This is a genomic window from Pseudonocardia spirodelae (assembly GCF_037727765.1).
GTDB lineage: Bacteria > Actinomycetota > Actinomycetes > Mycobacteriales > Pseudonocardiaceae > Pseudonocardia > Pseudonocardia spirodelae.
In genome coordinates, this window is record NZ_JBBJUP010000004.1 from 1 (window position 1) to 15,506 (window position 15,506).

Here is a 15,506-nt window from a genome sequence, read left to right on the forward strand (position 1 = left end):
TCCGGTGTCGACCCGGCCGCGGTGCTGCCGACGATCGGCTCGAAGGAGCTGGTCGCCTGGCTGCCGACGCTGCTGGGCCTCGGGGCCGGGGACACGGTCGTCATCCCGGAGCTGGCGTACCCGACCTACGAGGTCGGTGCGCGGCTCGCGGGTGCCGAGCACGTCCGCTCCGACGGCCTCACCGCCGCCGGACCGGCCCGCGTGCGGCTCGTGTGGCTGAACTCGCCGTCGAACCCGACCGGGCGGGTGCTGCCGGTCGAGCACCTGCGCAAGGTCGTGACGTGGGCGCGGGAGCGGGGCGCGGTCGTCGCCTCCGACGAGTGCTACCTCGGCCTGCCCGGCGACGCCGACCCGGCGCCGCGCTCGGTGCTGCACCCCGAGGTCTGCGACGGCGACCCGACCGGCCTGCTGGCCGTCCACTCGCTGTCGAAGGTGTCGAACCTGGCCGGGTACCGCGCCGGGTTCGTCACGGGCGACCCCGCGCTGGTCGCGGGGCTGCTGGAGGTGCGCAAGCACGCCGGGATGATCGTCCCGCGCCCGGTGCAGGCCGCGCTGCAGGCCGCCGTGTCCGACGACGCGCACGTCGCGGAGCAGGCCGCCCGCTACGACGCCCGCCGCACCCGTCTGCGGGCCGGGCTGGAGAAGGCGGGGCTCACCGTCGAGCACTCGCAGGCCGGGCTGTACCTGTGGGCGAGCGCCGACGAGCCCGGTCGCGCCACCGTCGACCGGCTGGCCGGCCTGGGGATCCTCGTCGCGCCCGGCGAGTTCTACGGCCCGGCCGGCGCCCGGCACGTCCGGGTCGGGCTGACGGCGACCGACGAGCGGATCGACGCCGCGGTGGAGCGTCTCGGCAGCGCCTGAGCCCTGATCCCGGCGGCGGTGTCGTTGCGATAGGCAAGGACCGCGGGGGAGGATCACCGGGTAGCGACGTCGACGCCGGTGCAGTGCCTCCGGCAGGCGAAGGAGCCGTCGAATGCAGGCACCGGTCACCCGGTCGCGTCCCGTCATCGCCCCCGCGCTGGTGCTCGTGGGGGTGCTCGCGCTCGCGGTCAACCTGCGCGCCGGTCTCGCCGGCTACCCGCCGCTGCTGGAGACCGCCCGTGCGGACCTCGGCATCGGTGCGGGCGCGGCCGGGCTCGTACAGGCCGGGGCGGTGCTGATGATGTCGGCCGGGTCGTTCGGTGCCGCGGCCGTCGCCGCCCGGGTGGGCCGGGAACGGCTGCTCGGCATCGCCGTGGCGACGATCGGCGCGGGCAGCCTGCTCCGGTCGGTGGTCGCGCTGCCCGCGCTCGTCGGCGGGTCGGTCCTGGTCGGGCTGGGCATCGGCGTGTCCGGGGTGCTGCTCACCGGTGTGGTCAAGGAGCACCTGGCCGAGCGGGCGGGCGCGGTGACCGGCGCGTACGTCGTCTCGATGATGATCGGTGCGACGGTGGCGTCCGCGGTCGCGGTCCCGCTCGCCGTCGGCCTCGGCGGGTGGTCGTGGTCGCTCGCGGTGTGGGCGGTGCCCGCCGTGCTGGCCGTGGCGGTGTGGGTGCCGGTGGCGACCCGGATCGGCCGGGCGCGCCCGCAGCCCGTCGACGGGGCCACGGCGGGCACGGCCCCCGTGGCCGGCGACGACGCGGACGCCGGTGGCCTCGCCGCCGAGGTCCGGGTCCGGCACGATCCGTTCGCCCGCCGGATCGCCTGCTACCTGGCCGGGTCGTCGACGATGTTCTACGGCTGGCTGACCTGGCTGTCGCCGTTCTACGAGTCGCAGGGCTGGTCACCGCAGACGGCCGGGCTGCTGCTGGCGGCGTGGAGCATCGCCCAGATCCCCGCGGCGCTGCTGTTCCCCGCCGCGGCGGAGCGACGGCGGCGCTGGCGGTTCTGGGCGTCGCTGACGGTGCTGAGCTCGGCGACGGGCACCGTGGGCGCGCTGTTCGCGCCCGCACCGGGGACACCGCTGCCGTGGCTGTGGGCGCTGCTGATCGGGATCGGGGTGGGGGCCGGGTTCCCGCTGGGGCTCACCGTGATCGCGTGGCGGACGCCGACCCCCGCCCGCAGCGCCGCCGTCAGCGGGTTCGCCCTCGGCATCGGCTACTTCGCCGCCGGGGTCGTCCCGCTGCTGATGGGCCTGGTGATCGACGCGGCGGGGTTCCCGCCCGCGATCGGGCTGCTGCTGCTCGGCGCGGTGGTGCAGGCCGTGGCCGTCGTGCGGATCGGCGACCGGGCACGCTGAGCGCGCCTGCGCCGGCCCGCCCGCGGGCTCAGAGCTCGGCGGCCCGCTCGGCCAGGTGCTCCCAGGCGTCCCACCACTGCTCGCGCAGTGCCTCGGCCCTGGCCCGCTCGCGCTCGACGAGCCGGCCGCCGACGAACACCTCGTGCGCGTCGGGTGCGTGGCCGAGCTCGTCGAGGAGCTCGCGGATGCGGTGCTCGGCGACGCAGGCGTCCTGGTGGTCGCCCAGCACCTCCTGCAGGCCCTCGGCGGCCTTGAGCATCTTCCGCACCCGGCGGGCGTCGTCGGTGCGGGCGCCGTCGTCGTCGCGCATGGCCGGTTCGACGAGCTCGCCGGTGTAGCGGAGCCGCTTCGTACGGATCCGCAGGTCGTGCAGGGTCATGTCCGGCGGGTTCGGCCCGGCCCGGCGCACCGCCTTGGTCAGCTTGCGGGTCTCGGCCCGCACCAGCTCGATCAGCTCCGGGCGCGCGACCTGCGCCGGCGGTTCCGGCAACGGCGCAGACACGGCCTCGACGAGGGTGCGGCGCAGCGCGGCGTGCCGGTCGGAGTCGAGCTCGTCGAGCATCTCCGCCCGCGCCCCGACCCGCTCGGCCTCCAGCACGGAGACCAGCCGCTCCCCGGCCGCGAGCTCCGCGGACGGCAGGGTGGCGACCTGGCCGCGCAGCCGGTCGATCATGACGTCGAGGTCGCGGACGGGGCCGAGCGCGCGCCCGAGCCGGCCGAGGTCGGCACGCAGGAGGTCGGCCCAGGTGTGGTCGAGCAGCGGTCGCGCCGCCTTCAGCGCGGCCCGCATCCGGCGCACGGCGACCCGCATCTGGTGCAGCTCCTCGATGTCGGAGCCGTCGCGCACCCCGGGCTCGTGCCGCAGCATCGCCCGCAGCCGCTTGTCCAGCAGCGCGCGGACGTGCTCGACCGCGGGGTCCCGCGGCCCGGCGGTGAGCGGGTCGCCGAGGTCGGCGGCGCCGTAGAGGTTCGCCGGAGGCTGCGCGGCGCCGTCCATGCCCATGAGTCCGTTCGTCCTGCCGTGTCCGTCGACGGGGTGGGTCAGTTCGCGTGCAGCGCGGAGTTCAGCGCGATGCCGTCGCCGGTGCGGGCGAGGGCCTCGACGGCGCCGGAGACCGAGTTGCGGCGCAGCAGGAGCCCGTTGCGGCCCGACAGCTCGCGGGCGGCGACCGTGCCGCCGTCGGGGAGGGTGACCTTGGTGCCCGCGGTGAGGTAGAGACCGGCCTCGACGACGCAGTCGTCACCGAGCGAGATCCCGAGACCGGCGTTGGCGCCGAGCAGGCAGCGACGGCCGACCGAGATGACCTCCTTGCCGCCACCGGACAGCGTGCCCATGATCGAGGCCCCGCCGCCGACGTCCGAGCCGTCGCCGACGACGACGCCCGCGGAGATGCGGCCCTCGACCATCGACGAGCCGAGGGTGCCGGCGTTGAAGTTGACGAATCCCTCGTGCATCACCGTGGTGCCCTCGGCGAGGTGCGCACCGAGCCGGACGCGGTCGGCGTCGCCGATGCGGACGCCCGTCGGGACCACGTAGTCGACCATCCGCGGGAACTTGTCGACGTGGGTGACGGTGACCGGCCCGCGGCTGCGCAGCCGCGCCCGGGTCAGCTCGAACCCGGGGACCGGGCAGGGGCCGTGGTTGGTCCACACGACGTTGGCGAGCAGTCCGAACTGCCCGTCGAGGCTCACCTGGTGCGGCTGGACGAGGCGGTGGCTGAGCAGGTGCAGGCGCAGGTACACGTCCGCGGCGTCGACGGGCGCGTCGGCCAGCGAGGCGATCGTGGTGGAGACGACCTCGGTCCGGACCCCGCGCAGCTCGTCGGTGCCGACGAGCGCCTGCAGCTCGGCGCCGCCCTCGGCCGTACCGTCACCGCTGCCGTCGCCGCCACCGTCACCCAGCACGGGGGCCGGGTACCAGACGTCGAGGACGGTGCCGTCGGTCGTGACCGTGGCCAGGCCGGTTCCGGAAGCGCCTTCGCGGCGGTACTCGGTGCTCACGGGCCCCGAACCTACCGTCCCGCGGGAGTGTCGGGCGCGGCGCGGTGGGTGCGCCGCGACACGTCCCGATGATCATTCGGCCGCGGCCGCCCGGGTGCCCGTGCCGCCGCGAGGGCCGGCAGCAGGCGCACGGCGGCCCGCAGGTAGCGCACGACCGCCGCGGCGTCGAACGGCGGTGGCGGCGGCTCGGGCAGCCGGCCGCAGTCCCGGCACCGGGCCTGCAGCATCATCCAGTACTCCACCGTCGGCGGCGGCGGCACGGCCCGTTGCTGCGCGACGCGCACCTCCCAGACGCTGCGCCGCCGCATGACGTCGCGCAGCTCGCGGTCGCGGCGGAAGGTCTCGGGCGGGCGCGCGCAGCCGTACCGGTCGCCCCACCACTCACCGGGCAGCGGGTCGACGATCACGTCGAGATGCGCGGGGAAGCGACGGCCCGCACCGTCGCGCAGGTCGTCGCCCGGCGGGTCCTCCATGGGCGGCACGCGCCGGCCCTGTGCGTCGACGACGACCAGCCGCAGCCCCGCGACGGCGAGGATCGCGGCCAGCGTGCCCAGGGCGGGCGCGAGCGACCGGCTCTCGATCCGCGCGATCGTCGACGGCGCCAGCCCGGTGCGCGCCGCGAGCTCGCGCTGCGACAGGTCGGCACTGCGCCGCACCCGGCGGACCACCCCCGACAGATCCGGGACGACGACGTCCACCGGCGCCGCCGGTGGCTCGTCCGGCAGCCGGTCACCCTCGTCGATCTCCATGCGCCCAGCCTGAGGTCCACGGGAGCCGGATCCGGGCCCGATCCCACACCTGTGGACAACACGGGTGATTGTGGACAGCTCCGGGGCCCAATGCATGATCCACAGTGCGGAGGGCCCGGCCCGGCCGGGTTTCGACGGTGCCGCTCGTGCCTCGCTTTGCTCTGCTCACCGGTGCGCAGCGACACCGTGCGGGCGCCGTGATGCCGGGCCGGACGGGTGCGCAGAAGCGGCTCGAGGTGCCGGTCGGGTCCGCGGCCGAGGAGGTGGGAACCGGGCCCGGAACCGGGTCGGGAGGCCCTGCTGCGCCCCGGTGAGCAGAGCAAAGCGAGGCGCGGCAGGGACCGTCCGAGATCGTGCCGCGAGCACGATGATGATCGACATCAGGGTCGGCCGGGTGACCAGGCGTGGCCGGCCGGTCGGCGGGTCGGGGCGGGTCGGCTGTGGGTAGCGTCGCGGGGGTGACGACGACGCTGCCCGCGCTGGACCTCACCGCCGATCCCGTCGCCCTGACCGCGGCGATGGTGGACGTCGCGAGCGTGTCCGGGGACGAACGGCTCCTCGCCGACGCGCTCGAGGCCGCGTTGCGCGCGCAGGCGCCGCACCTCGAGGTGCTGCGCAGCGGCGACGCCGTGCTGGCCCGGACGAACCTCGGCCGTCCGCACCGGGTCCTGCTCGCCGGGCACCTCGACACCGTCCCGATCGCGGACAACGTCCCCTCGCGGCGGGCGGACGGGATCCTGTACGGCTGCGGGACCTCGGACATGAAGTCCGGCGACGCGGTGTTCGCCCACCTCGCGGCCGCGCTCGCCGAGCCGCGGCACGACCTCACGCTCGTCTTCTACGACTGCGAGGAGGTCGAGGCGGTCCGCAACGGGCTCGGGCGGATCGAGCGCGAGCACCGCGACTGGCTCGACGCCGACCTCGCGATCCTGGGCGAACCGACCGACGGGACGCTGGAGGCGGGCTGCCAGGGCACGCTGCGCGTCGAGCTGGCCACCGCCGGGCGGCGCTCGCACTCAGCGCGGTCGTGGCTGGGGGACAACGCGATCCACCGGGCCGGGGAGATCCTCGCCCGGCTCGCGGCCTACACCCCGCGCCGGGTCGACATCGACGGCTGCGAGTACCGCGAGGGGCTGCAGGCCGTGCGGATCAGCGGCGGCGTCGCGGGCAACGTCGTGCCCGACGAGTGCGTCGTCACCGTGAACTTCCGTTTCGCCCCGGACCGGTCCGCCGAGCAGGCCGTGGAGCACGTCCGCGAGGTGTTCGACGGCATCCCGCTCACCGTCACCGACCTCTCGCCCGGGGCGCTGCCCGGGCTGTCCGCGCCGGCGGCCGCCGAGTTCGTCGCCGCGACCGGTGCGCAGCCGCGCGCCAAGTACGGCTGGACCGACGTGTCCCGCTTCGCCGCGCTCGGCATCCCGGCGATCAACTACGGCCCCGGCGACCCGAACCTGGCGCACACCCGTGACGAACACGTGGCCGAGGAGGCGATCCTGCGCTGCACCGAGGTGCTGCGCCGCTACCTCGCGGGCTGAGCCGCGCCGCCGCGGGCACCCACCGCCGCGCCCGGTCCGTCCGGGCCCGAATACCGTGATCGCATGGCCGACCAGAACGCCGACCCCCGCCCGCTGCCGGAGAAGCAGCGCGGGCCGGTCGTGCTGCGCCGCGAGCGCAGCATCGAGCCGACGACGACCGACCAGAGGCTGCTCGACGCGCGGGGGCCGGCCGACTGGGTGCACACCGACCCGTGGCGCGTCCTGCGGATCCAGGCCGAGTTCGTCGAGGGCTTCGGGATGCTCGCCGAGCTCCCGCGTGCGGCGACCGTGTTCGGGTCCGCCCGCACTCCGGTCGGCTCCCCGGAGTACGAGCTGGGCCGTGAGCTGGGCGCGCGTCTCGCGGGGGCCGGGTTCGCCGTGATCACCGGCGGTGGGCCCGGCGCGATGGAGGCCGCCAACCGCGGCGCGTCCGAGGCCGGCGGCCTGTCGGTCGGTCTCGGCATCGAGCTGCCGTTCGAGCAGGGGCTGAACCCCTGGGTCGACCTCGGCATCAACTTCCGCTACTTCTTCGCGCGCAAGACGATGTTCGTGAAGTACTCGCAGGCCTTCGTCTGCCTGCCCGGCGGCTTCGGCACGCTCGACGAGCTGTTCGAGGCGCTCGTGCTCGTCCAGACGAAAAAGGTCACCAAGTTCCCGGTCGTGCTGCTCGGGACCGAGTACTGGGGCGGTCTCTACGACTGGATCGCCAAGACCGTCCTGGCCGACGGCAAGATCGGCGAGAAGGACCTCGACCTGCTGCACGTCACCGACGACATCGACGACGCCGTCGACGTCGTCCACGAGGCGTACCACGCCTGGGAGGAGGCGCACTGATGGCCGCTCCCGGAACCGGGTTCGCCGTGTGCGTCTACTGCGCCAGCTCCGACGGCGTCGCCCCGCACTACCTGCAGCTCGCCGACGCGGTCGGGCGGGCCGTGGCCGAGCGGGGCTGGACGCTGGTCTCCGGCGGCGGCCGCAAGTCGATGATGGGCGCCGTCGCCGCCGGGGCCCGCGACGCCGGCGGGCGCACGGTCGGCGTCATCCCGCGGTCCATGGTCGAGCGCGAGTGGGCCGACGAGGACAGCGACGAGCTGCACGTCGTGGAGAGCATGCGCGAGCGCAAGCAGCAGATGGAGGACCGCGCCGACGCGTTCCTCGCGCTGCCCGGCGGCATCGGCACCTGTGAGGAGCTCTTCGAGGTGTGGACGGCCGGGACGCTCGGGCTGCACGGCAAGCCGGTCGTCCTGCTCGACCCCGACGGGCACTGGGACGGTCTCGTCGACTGGGTCACCGGCCTCGCCGACCGCGGCTTCGCCTCGCGGGCCCCGATCGAGCGGCTGCGCCACGTCCGCGGCGTCGACGGCGACGACCCCGCCGGTCTCGCCGGTGCGGCCCTGGACGCCTGCGCCCGGCCCCTCACGTGACCCCGTGACACTCCCGGGTGCGACGGCGCGCGGCCCGGCGGCGCAGCGGCTCGCCGCGCGCAAGGACGGGCGCCGGGTCGCCGTCGTCCTGCCGGCGCTCGACGAGGAGGCGACGGTCGGACCCCTCGTCGACGGCCTGCGCCGGCTCTGCGACGGCCCGTCCCCGCTGGTCGACGACCTCGTCGTCCTCGACTCCGGCAGCACCGACCGCACCGCGGACCGCGCCGCGGCGGCCGGAGCGCGGGTGCTGAGCCGGGAGGAGGCGGTCCCGGGGGTGCCGGTGCTGCCCGGCAAGGGCGAGGCGATGTGGCGGGCCGTCGTCGCGCTCGGGGCCGGTCCCCGCCCGGCCGACCTGCTCTGCTTCGTCGACGCCGACCTCGTCGACCCGCACCCCGAGCTGGTCGAACGCCTCCTCGCACCGCTGCTCACCCGGCCCGGGACCGCCCTGGTCAAGGGCTACCACCGGCGACCGCTCGACGGCGCCGACGGGCACGAGGGCGGCCGGGTCACCGAGCTGCTCGCGCGTCCGCTGCTCGCCGCGCTGCGCCCCGGCCTGCGCCACGTCCGCCAGCCGATCGGCGGGGAGTACGCGGCGACCCGCGACCTGCTCGACCGGCTGCCGTTCGCGACCGGCTACGGCGTCGACATCGGGCTGCTGCTCGACACCGACGCCGACCCCGTCGCCGGTGGAACCACCGCCATCGCCCAGGCCGACCTGGGGGTGCGACGGCACCGCAACCGGCCGCTGCACGAGCTAGGCCGCACCGCCCGCGAGGTGCTCGCGACCGCGCTGGCCCGCTGCGGGGTCGAGGACTCCGGCGCCGGCCTGACCGCGTTCCTCCCCGACGCCGTGGCCGGCCCGGGCGCACCGCAGGGGACCGCGCAGGGCGCCGGCGGGTGGCGCACCGAGACCCGTCCGCTGGACCAGACGGACCGGCCCCCGCCCGGCCGGGTGCGCGACGGGGGGTCCGCCGGCCCGGTGGTCGCGCCCGCCGTCCGCGTGGGGTGACCGTTCCCGTCGGGCCGGCGTGATGAGATGGCCGCATGGGGACCGCACTCGCGTACGTGCTCGTCCTCGCCGGCGTCGCCGCGCTGGTGTTCGTACTGGCCGCCGCGGTCTTCGGGCGCGGCGAGGAGCTGGCCCCGCTCGCCCCGGACGCGACACCCACCCGGCTGCCCGCCCGCGAGGTCTCCGGCGCCGACGTCCGCGACCTGCGTTTCCAGCAGGTGCTGCGCGGATACCGGATGGCTGAGGTGGACTGGGCGCTCGACCGGCTGGCGGGCGAGCTGGACCGGGTCCGGACCGACCGGCACGAGCTGGTGGACCGGGTGGCCCGGCTGGAGGCGACGATCGCGCGGATGCGCGCCGAGGAGGACCCGGGTGACGAACGACGACCGCCGCGCTGAGCGCGGCACGCGTGGTGGGCGGGACGGCCTGGTCGAGCTGACCGTCCCGGTGGACGTCAACGTGCCCGCCGACGTCCTGTGGGAGGTCGTCTCCGACCTCGAGGGCCAGTCGGAGTGGATGCTCGGCACGACCGTCGAGATCACCGCGGGCGACGGCCGCTCGGTCGGGACCGAGCTGCGCGCCGTGACCGGGGCCGGGCCGCTCGGCGTCGCCGACACCATGCGGGTCACCGAGTGGACGGAGCCGCCGGCCGGCGGCGCGGGGGAGCGGCGGATCGTCGTGACCCACACAGGGACCGTCATCAAGGGCGACGGCGTGTTCGCCGTCGTCGAGCTCGGCCCGCAGCGCTCGCGGTTCCTGTGGACCGAGCTGCTCGACCTCCCGCTCGGCGCGCTCGGCCGGCTGGGCTGGCCGCTGGTGCGCCCCGCGTTCCGGGCCGGGGTCGCGCACTCGCTGCGGAAGATGGCCGAGGCCACCGAGGACCGCTACCGGTCGGGCCGGTGACCGCACCGCCCGACGGCCGCGGCCGCTGCGACTGGGCGCTGTCGGCGCCGGACTACGTCGCCTACCACGACGACGAGTGGGGCCGCCCCGTCCACGGCACCGCCGCCTGGTTCGAGCGGATCACCCTGGAGGGCTTCCAGTCGGGCCTGTCCTGGATCGTCGTGCTGCGCAAGCGGCCGGCGTTCCGCGAGGTGTTCCGCGACTTCGACCCCGAGGCGGTCGCCCGCTTCGGCGACGACGACGTCGCCCGCCTGCTCACCGACGCCCGGATCGTCCGCAACCGGCAGAAGATCGAGGCCGCGGTCTCCAACGCCCGCGCGGTGCTCGACCTCGCCGACGACGGCGTCGAGCTGGGCGAGCTCCTCGCCTCCCACGCACCCGACCCGGCGTCGCACCCGCGCCCGCAGCGGCTGTCGGACGTCCCCGGTTCCACCCCGGAGTCGACGGCGCTGTCGAAGGACCTCAAGAAGCGCGGGTTCCGTTTCGTCGGGCCCACCACCTGCTACGCGCTCATGCAGGCGACCGGGCTGGTCGACGACCACGTCGCGTACTGCTGGCGGGCCGGTGCCGTCGGCGAGGACTGATCGCCAACCCGGACGCGTGGCGTCCGAGCGTCGTCGTGCCGTTGCGCTGCGTGAACGTCCGCGTCATCGCGGCCGAGCCGTGATCGCCTCGGTTGCACCTCGGCGCCGGTGATGGGGGACAATGTGGTCCCACGGTCGGCGCGTGCCCCGAGCGCGCACCCGCGGAACGACAGTTGTGGATGTTGACGGAGGACGGACGAATGGCCGCGATGAAGCCCCGCACCGGCGACGGGCCCATGGAAGTCACCAAGGAGGGCCGGGGCATCGTCATGCGCGTCCCGCTCGAGGGTGGCGGGCGTCTCGTCGTCGAGATGACCCCCGACGAGGCCACCGACCTCAGCGAGGCGCTGAAGTCGACCGTCGGCTGACGAGCACGGTGCACGACGACGGCGGGGCCGGGCGACCGGCCCCGCCGTCGTCGTGTCCGGCTCAGACGACCGACTCGTAGACCTCGAGCGTCCGCCGGGCCATCTCGGCCCAGGCGAACTCCGCGACCGCGCGCTCCCGGCCCCGCCCGCCCATCGCCGCGGCCCGTGCCGGGTCCGCGACCAGCGCGTTGACCCCGTCGGCCAGCGCGGCCTCGAAGGCCGCGGTGTCGGCCGGGTCGTAGTGCGCGAGCAGCCCCGTCACGCCGTCCTCGACGACCTCCGGGATGCCGCCGACGTCCGAGGCGACGACGGCCGTCCCGCACGCCATCGCCTCCAGGTTCACGATGCCCAGCGGCTCGTACACCGAGGGGCACACGAACACCGTCGCCGCCGACAGCAGCTGGCGGACCTCGGTGGTCGCGAGCATCCGCTGGATCCAGACGACGCCGTCCCGCGCGGCCGACAGCTCCGCCACCGCCCGCTCGGTCTCCGCCGCGATCTCCGGGGTGTCCGGCGCGCCCGCGCACAGCACGACCTGCGCCGACGGGTCGAACCGGTGCGCCGCCGCGACGAGGTGCCCCAGTCCCTTCTGCCGGGTGATCCGCCCGACGAACACGACCATCGGCCGGTCCGGGTCCACCCCGTGCGCCGTCAGCGCGTCGCGCGCCGGGTCCGGGGCGTAGAACTCCGTGTCGATGCCGTTGTGCACGACGTGCACCAGGTCCGGGTCGATCGCCGGGTAGGCGGCCAGCACGTCGCGGCGCATCCCGTTCGAGACGGCGATGACGGCGTCCGCGGCCTCGTAGGCGGTCCGTTCCACCCACGACGACAGCCGGTACCCGCCGCCGAGCTGCTCGGCCTTCCACGGGCGCAGCGGCTCCAGCGAGTGCGCGGTGACGACGTGCGGGCGCCCGTGCAGCAGCCCGCCGACGTGGCCGGCCATGTTCGCGTACCAGGTGTGGGAGTGCAGCACGTCGCAGCGCTCCAGCTCGGCGGCCATCGACAGGTCCACCCCGAGCGTGGTCAGCGCCGCGTTCGCCCCGTCCGGCAGCGGGGGCGCGGAGTGCGCGCGGGCGTCGGCCGGGGCGTCGCTGCCCGGCTCGGCGAAGCAGTGCACGTCGACATCGACGAGCTCCCGCAGGGCCGGGACGAGGTGTCCCACATGGACTCCGGCACCGCCGTAGACGGCGGGCGGGTATTCACGGGTGAGGAGGCCGACGCGCACGGGCCGGGACGCTACCGGGGCGCCCGGACGGCGCGCGAGGAGTCGCGGCGTCCGATCCGGTCCGAGCGTGCCCGGCGCGGACGGACGTATGGCCCCGCCACCCACCGCCCACTAGTGTTCACACCATGCGACCGACCGCGTCCGGACGTCTTCCCGGAAGGGTTCTCGGCATCGTGCTGGCCGGCGGCGAGGGCAAGCGGCTGTGGCCGCTCACCGCGGACCGCGCGAAGCCCGCCGTCCCGTTCGGTGGCAACTACCGGCTCATCGACTTCGTGCTGTCCAACCTCGTCAACTGCGGGATGGACCGGCTCTGCGTGCTCACGCAGTACAAGTCGCACTCGCTGGACCGGCACATCTCCACGACGTGGCGGCTGTCGTCGGTGCTCGACCAGTACATCACCACGGTCCCGGCCCAGCAGCGGCTCGGCCGGCGCTGGTACACCGGCTCGGCGGACGCGATCTACCAGAGCCTGAACCTCGTCTACGACGACCAGCCCGAGTACATCGCGGTGTTCGGCGCCGACCACGTGTACCGGATGGACCCGGCCCAGATGATCGCCCAGCACGCCGAGTCCGGCGCGGGTGTCACCGTCGCCGGGATCCGGGTGCCGCGGGCCGAGGCCAAGGCGTTCGGCTGCATCGCCTCCGACGAGACCGGGCGGATCACCGAGTTCCTGGAGAAGCCGTCGGACCCGCCGCACGTGCCCGACGACCCCGAGGTCACGTTCGCCTCGATGGGCAACTACGTGTTCACCACCGAGGCGCTGCTCGACGCCCTCAAGGCCGACGCCGCGAACGCCGACTCCGACCACGACATGGGCGGCGACATCATCCCCGCACTGGTCTCGCAGGGTCGGGCGCACGTCTACGACTTCGCCGACAACGTCGTGCCCGGGGCCACCGACCGCGACGCGGGCTACTGGCGCGACGTCGGGACGATCGACGCCTACTACGACGCGCACACCGACCTGGTCTCGGTGCACCCGATCTTCAACCTCTACAACCAGCGCTGGCCGATCCGCACCGCGGTGCCCGCGCTGCCGCCGGCGAAGTTCGTCGAGGGCGGCATCGCGCAGGACTCCATCGTCGGCGCGGGCACGATCATCTCCGGGGCCATCGTGCGCCGGTCGGTGGTCAGCCCGAACGTGTCGGTGCTGGGCGGCGCGGAGGTGTCGGACTCGGTCGTGCTGCCGGGCGCCCGGATCGGGCGCGGCGCGGTGGTGCGGCGGGCGATCCTGGACAAGAACGTCGTGGTGCCCGACGGCGCGCTCATCGGCGTCGACCTGAACCTCGACCGCAGCCGCTACACGGTGTCGGCCGGCGGGGTCGTCGTGCTGGGCAAGGGCGTCACCGCGCAGTAGCCGCCCACCGGCGACACGGCCTCACCGGCGCACCGCGCAGAGCATCCCGTCCGCGACCGGCAGCAGCGCCGACAGCAGGCGCTCGTCGTCGCGGACCAGCGCCGCCGTCTCGCGCAGCGCGGCCGTGCCGGGGCCGTCGGCGGACCCGTCGCCGGCGACCCGCCCGCCGTCGAGCACGCCCTCGAGCACCAGCACCCCGCCCGGGCGCAGCAGCCGGATCGCCTCGGCCAGGTAGCCCGGGTACTCGCCGGGGACGGCGTCGGCGACGACCAGGTCGTAGCCGCCGTCGGTGAGCCGGGGCAGCACCTCCAGCGCCATCCCGTTGATCAGCCGCAGCCGGCCCGGCCCGTAGCCGGCGCCGAGGAACGTGCGCCGGGCCGCGCGCTGCAGCTCCGGGTCGACGTCGATGGTGGTCAGCGTCCCGTCGGCGGCCATGCCGCGCAGCAGGTACAGCCCGCTCACCCCGGCCCCGGTCCCGATCTCGACGACGGCGCGCGCCGCGATCGTCGCCGCGAGCACCGACAGCGCCGCGCCGCCCGCCGGGGAGATCGGGTGCGCGCCCGCCGCCGTGCCCAGCGCCCGGGCGTCGCCGCACGCGTCGTCCTCGGCGAGGTAGCCCTCGGCGTACGCGGCCGCCCCCGCGGGTGTGCTCATGGACCAAGATTATCGCCGGACCCCGTTCCGGAGATTTCACAGACTTCTCTCAGACGGGTTTCACATCCTCCTCATGGCCGGGGGGCAGTCTGTGCTGCAACGAACCACACCTCGCGGCCGAGCGGACACCCGTCATGCCGCGACTCCACGGAGGTGCTCCACCCCGATGCCCGCTCCTCGCGCAGCCGTCGACGCCCCGGCCCGGGACGTCGCTGCCGGCACCCGCCCCGGCGAGGGTGCCGACTGGACCCCGCCCAGCTGGGACGAGGTCGTCCGGGAGCACGCCGACCGGGTCTACCGCCTGGCCTACCGCCTGTCCGGCAACCAGCACGACGCCGAGGACCTCACCCAGGAGACCTTCATCCGGGTGTTCCGGTCGCTCGCGTCCTACAAGCCGGGCACGTTCGAGGGCTGGCTGCACCGCATCACCACGAACCTGTTCCTGGACATGGTCCGCCGCCGCGCCCGGCTGCGGATGGAGGGCCTGCCCGAGGACACCGACCGGCTCCCCGGCGGCGGCCCCGAGCCGGAGACGGTGTTCGCGATCAACCACCTCGACCCGCACCTGCAGGCCGCGCTGGACGAGCTGCCCCCGGACTTCCGGGTCGCGGTCGTGCTGTGCGACGTCGAGGGCCTGTCCTACGAGGAGATCGGCGCGACGCTCGGGGTGAAGCTGGGCACCGTGCGGTCGCGCATCCACCGCGGCCGGACGGCGCTGCGGGCGTCGCTGGAGCGCCTGCGCGCCGCGGACGCCGCGGGTTCCGCCGACCACACGGTGGCACACGGCCGCGGACCGGTGGCAGAGTTGGTCCCGTGACCGATCGACGGCGTTTCCAGGTCGTCCCGCCGGACTGGGGGACGGCCCACCTGACGCTCGAGGCGGTCGTCGCCTACGTCGACGACGAGCTGGCCGCCGGCCCGCACGACCGGGCCACCCGGCACCTCGGGCAGTGTCCCGACTGCGCGGCCGAGGTGGCCGAGCAGCGCCGGGCCCGCTCCGCGCTGCGCGGAGCGGACGCGCCGACGCTGCCGCCGTCGCTGATGTCGGCGCTGCGCGCGATCCCGCAGGACACCGAGCTGCCCCCGCCGCCCGCCGGCCTGTCGCTCACCCCGGACGGCGAGCTCGTCTCGGTGCTGCGGCCCGCCGCCGTCGACGGCGACCACGGCCGTCGTGCCGGCCGGTCGCGCCGGGTGCGCCTCGGCACCGGGGCCGCCGTGTCGGGGCTCGCGCTGGGCGCGCTGGCGTTCGGCCTGCCCGCCGCGTCGACGGGACCGGCGCCGCTGCCCGCCGCGGGCGGGTCCGGCCCCGCCGCCGTCGCCCGGTTCGCCTCGACCGCCGTCCCGGCCGGCACCACGCGGCGCGCGACGCCGGCGACCGGCACGTCCGCGCCGGGTGCCACGGACCTCCCCGCACCGACCGCCGGGCCCGGCGTGACGCCGTCGCCCTGAGCGGCGGGCCCACCGATACGCCGACT

Annotated in this window: 18 protein-coding genes; 13 read left to right on the plus strand and 5 right to left on the minus strand. The window is 75.5% G+C overall.

Annotation, left to right across the window (positions count from 1 at the left end; all coding sequences use genetic code 11):
* Together dapC and WJX68_RS05615 are read left to right on the plus strand one after the other, a co-directional pair.
* Nucleotides 1–861 (plus strand): succinyldiaminopimelate transaminase (gene dapC / locus WJX68_RS05610; RefSeq protein ID WP_340286676.1); only part of this gene is annotated, 861 nt, incomplete at its 5' end.
* A 112-nt stretch (nt 862–973) separates the two neighbouring features.
* Nucleotides 974–2,218 carry an MFS transporter gene (locus WJX68_RS05615; RefSeq protein WP_340286678.1) on the plus strand — a complete coding sequence of 415 codons (1,245 nt, stop codon included), beginning with the start codon at nt 974–976 and terminating at the stop codon, nt 2,216–2,218.
* A 28-nt stretch (nt 2,219–2,246) separates the two neighbouring features.
* On the opposite strand, the gene WJX68_RS05620 is transcribed toward WJX68_RS05615, so the two are convergent.
* Genes WJX68_RS05620 through WJX68_RS05630 form a run of 3 tightly spaced genes read right to left on the minus strand, consistent with a single transcriptional unit; the run spans nt 2,247 to nt 4,968 of the window.
* Entirely contained in the window at nt 2,247–3,221 is a 975-nt protein-coding gene (locus WJX68_RS05620; protein ID WP_340286680.1) for a CHAD domain-containing protein, read from the minus strand.
* Nucleotides 3,222–3,259: 38 nt separating this feature from the next.
* Entirely contained in the window at nt 3,260–4,219 is a 960-nt protein-coding gene (gene dapD, locus WJX68_RS05625; RefSeq protein WP_340286682.1) for a 2,3,4,5-tetrahydropyridine-2,6-dicarboxylate N-succinyltransferase, read from the minus strand.
* A gap of 11 nt (nt 4,220–4,230) precedes the next feature.
* Nucleotides 4,231–4,968: a helix-turn-helix domain-containing protein gene (locus tag WJX68_RS05630; RefSeq protein WP_340286684.1), complete on the minus strand. Its 738-nt coding sequence runs from the start codon at nt 4,966–4,968 to the stop codon at nt 4,231–4,233.
* 470 nt (nt 4,969–5,438) lie between these two features.
* On the opposite strand from WJX68_RS05630, the gene dapE reads away from it, so the two are divergent.
* From dapE to WJX68_RS05670, 8 genes are all read left to right on the plus strand, one after another.
* Nucleotides 5,439–6,503, plus strand: coding sequence for a succinyl-diaminopimelate desuccinylase (dapE, locus tag WJX68_RS05635; RefSeq protein ID WP_340287233.1), 1,065 nt, complete (start codon nt 5,439–5,441; stop codon nt 6,501–6,503).
* Between the two features lie 63 nt (nt 6,504–6,566).
* Entirely contained in the window at nt 6,567–7,337 is a 771-nt protein-coding gene (locus tag WJX68_RS05640) for an LOG family protein (RefSeq protein ID WP_340286686.1), read from the plus strand.
* On the plus strand, nt 7,337–7,927 hold the full coding sequence (locus WJX68_RS05645) for an LOG family protein (protein WP_340286688.1): 591 nt from the start codon (nt 7,337–7,339) through the stop codon (nt 7,925–7,927). The genes WJX68_RS05640 and WJX68_RS05645 overlap by 1 nt, the downstream gene beginning before the upstream one ends.
* A gap of 4 nt (nt 7,928–7,931) precedes the next feature.
* Nucleotides 7,932–8,936, plus strand: a complete 1,005-nt coding sequence (locus WJX68_RS05650; protein ID WP_340286690.1) for a glucosyl-3-phosphoglycerate synthase — start codon at nt 7,932–7,934, stop codon at nt 8,934–8,936.
* 35 nt (nt 8,937–8,971) lie between these two features.
* Nucleotides 8,972–9,334: a DivIVA domain-containing protein gene (locus tag WJX68_RS05655; protein WP_340286692.1), complete on the plus strand. Its 363-nt coding sequence runs from the start codon at nt 8,972–8,974 to the stop codon at nt 9,332–9,334.
* Complete coding sequence (locus WJX68_RS05660) at nt 9,309–9,839, plus strand: SRPBCC family protein (RefSeq protein ID WP_422785660.1); 531 nt, start codon at nt 9,309–9,311, stop codon at nt 9,837–9,839. The genes WJX68_RS05655 and WJX68_RS05660 overlap by 26 nt, the downstream gene beginning before the upstream one ends.
* Complete coding sequence (locus WJX68_RS05665) at nt 9,836–10,423, plus strand: DNA-3-methyladenine glycosylase I (RefSeq protein ID WP_340286694.1); 588 nt, start codon at nt 9,836–9,838, stop codon at nt 10,421–10,423. The genes WJX68_RS05660 and WJX68_RS05665 overlap by 4 nt, the downstream gene beginning before the upstream one ends.
* Nucleotides 10,424–10,623: 200 nt before the next feature.
* The gene (locus WJX68_RS05670; protein ID WP_010241564.1) at nt 10,624–10,791 is read left to right on the plus strand and encodes a DUF3117 domain-containing protein; all 168 of its coding nucleotides are present in this window, start codon (nt 10,624–10,626) and stop codon (nt 10,789–10,791) included.
* A 61-nt stretch (nt 10,792–10,852) separates the two neighbouring features.
* Here WJX68_RS05670 and glgA read toward each other — a convergent pair whose 3' ends face one another.
* Nucleotides 10,853–12,016: a glycogen synthase gene (gene glgA / locus WJX68_RS05675; protein WP_340286711.1), complete on the minus strand. Its 1,164-nt coding sequence runs from the start codon at nt 12,014–12,016 to the stop codon at nt 10,853–10,855.
* 125 nt (nt 12,017–12,141) lie between these two features.
* On the opposite strand from glgA, the gene glgC reads away from it, so the two are divergent.
* Complete coding sequence (gene glgC / locus WJX68_RS05680) at nt 12,142–13,377, plus strand: glucose-1-phosphate adenylyltransferase (RefSeq protein WP_340286713.1); 1,236 nt, start codon at nt 12,142–12,144, stop codon at nt 13,375–13,377.
* Nucleotides 13,378–13,398: 21 nt separating this feature from the next.
* Here glgC and WJX68_RS05685 read toward each other — a convergent pair whose 3' ends face one another.
* Nucleotides 13,399–14,031, minus strand: a complete 633-nt coding sequence (locus tag WJX68_RS05685; protein WP_340286715.1) for an O-methyltransferase — start codon at nt 14,029–14,031, stop codon at nt 13,399–13,401.
* 166 nt (nt 14,032–14,197) lie between these two features.
* Between WJX68_RS05685 and sigE the strand changes: the two genes are divergently transcribed.
* Together sigE and WJX68_RS05695 are read left to right on the plus strand one after the other, a co-directional pair.
* Nucleotides 14,198–14,848, plus strand: a complete 651-nt coding sequence (sigE, locus tag WJX68_RS05690; RefSeq protein WP_340286717.1) for an RNA polymerase sigma factor SigE — start codon at nt 14,198–14,200, stop codon at nt 14,846–14,848.
* A complete protein-coding gene (locus WJX68_RS05695; protein ID WP_340286719.1) occupies nt 14,845–15,480 on the plus strand; it encodes an anti-sigma factor family protein in 636 nt (211 codons plus the stop codon). The genes sigE and WJX68_RS05695 overlap by 4 nt, the downstream gene beginning before the upstream one ends.
* Nucleotides 15,481–15,506 lie beyond the last annotated feature (26 nt).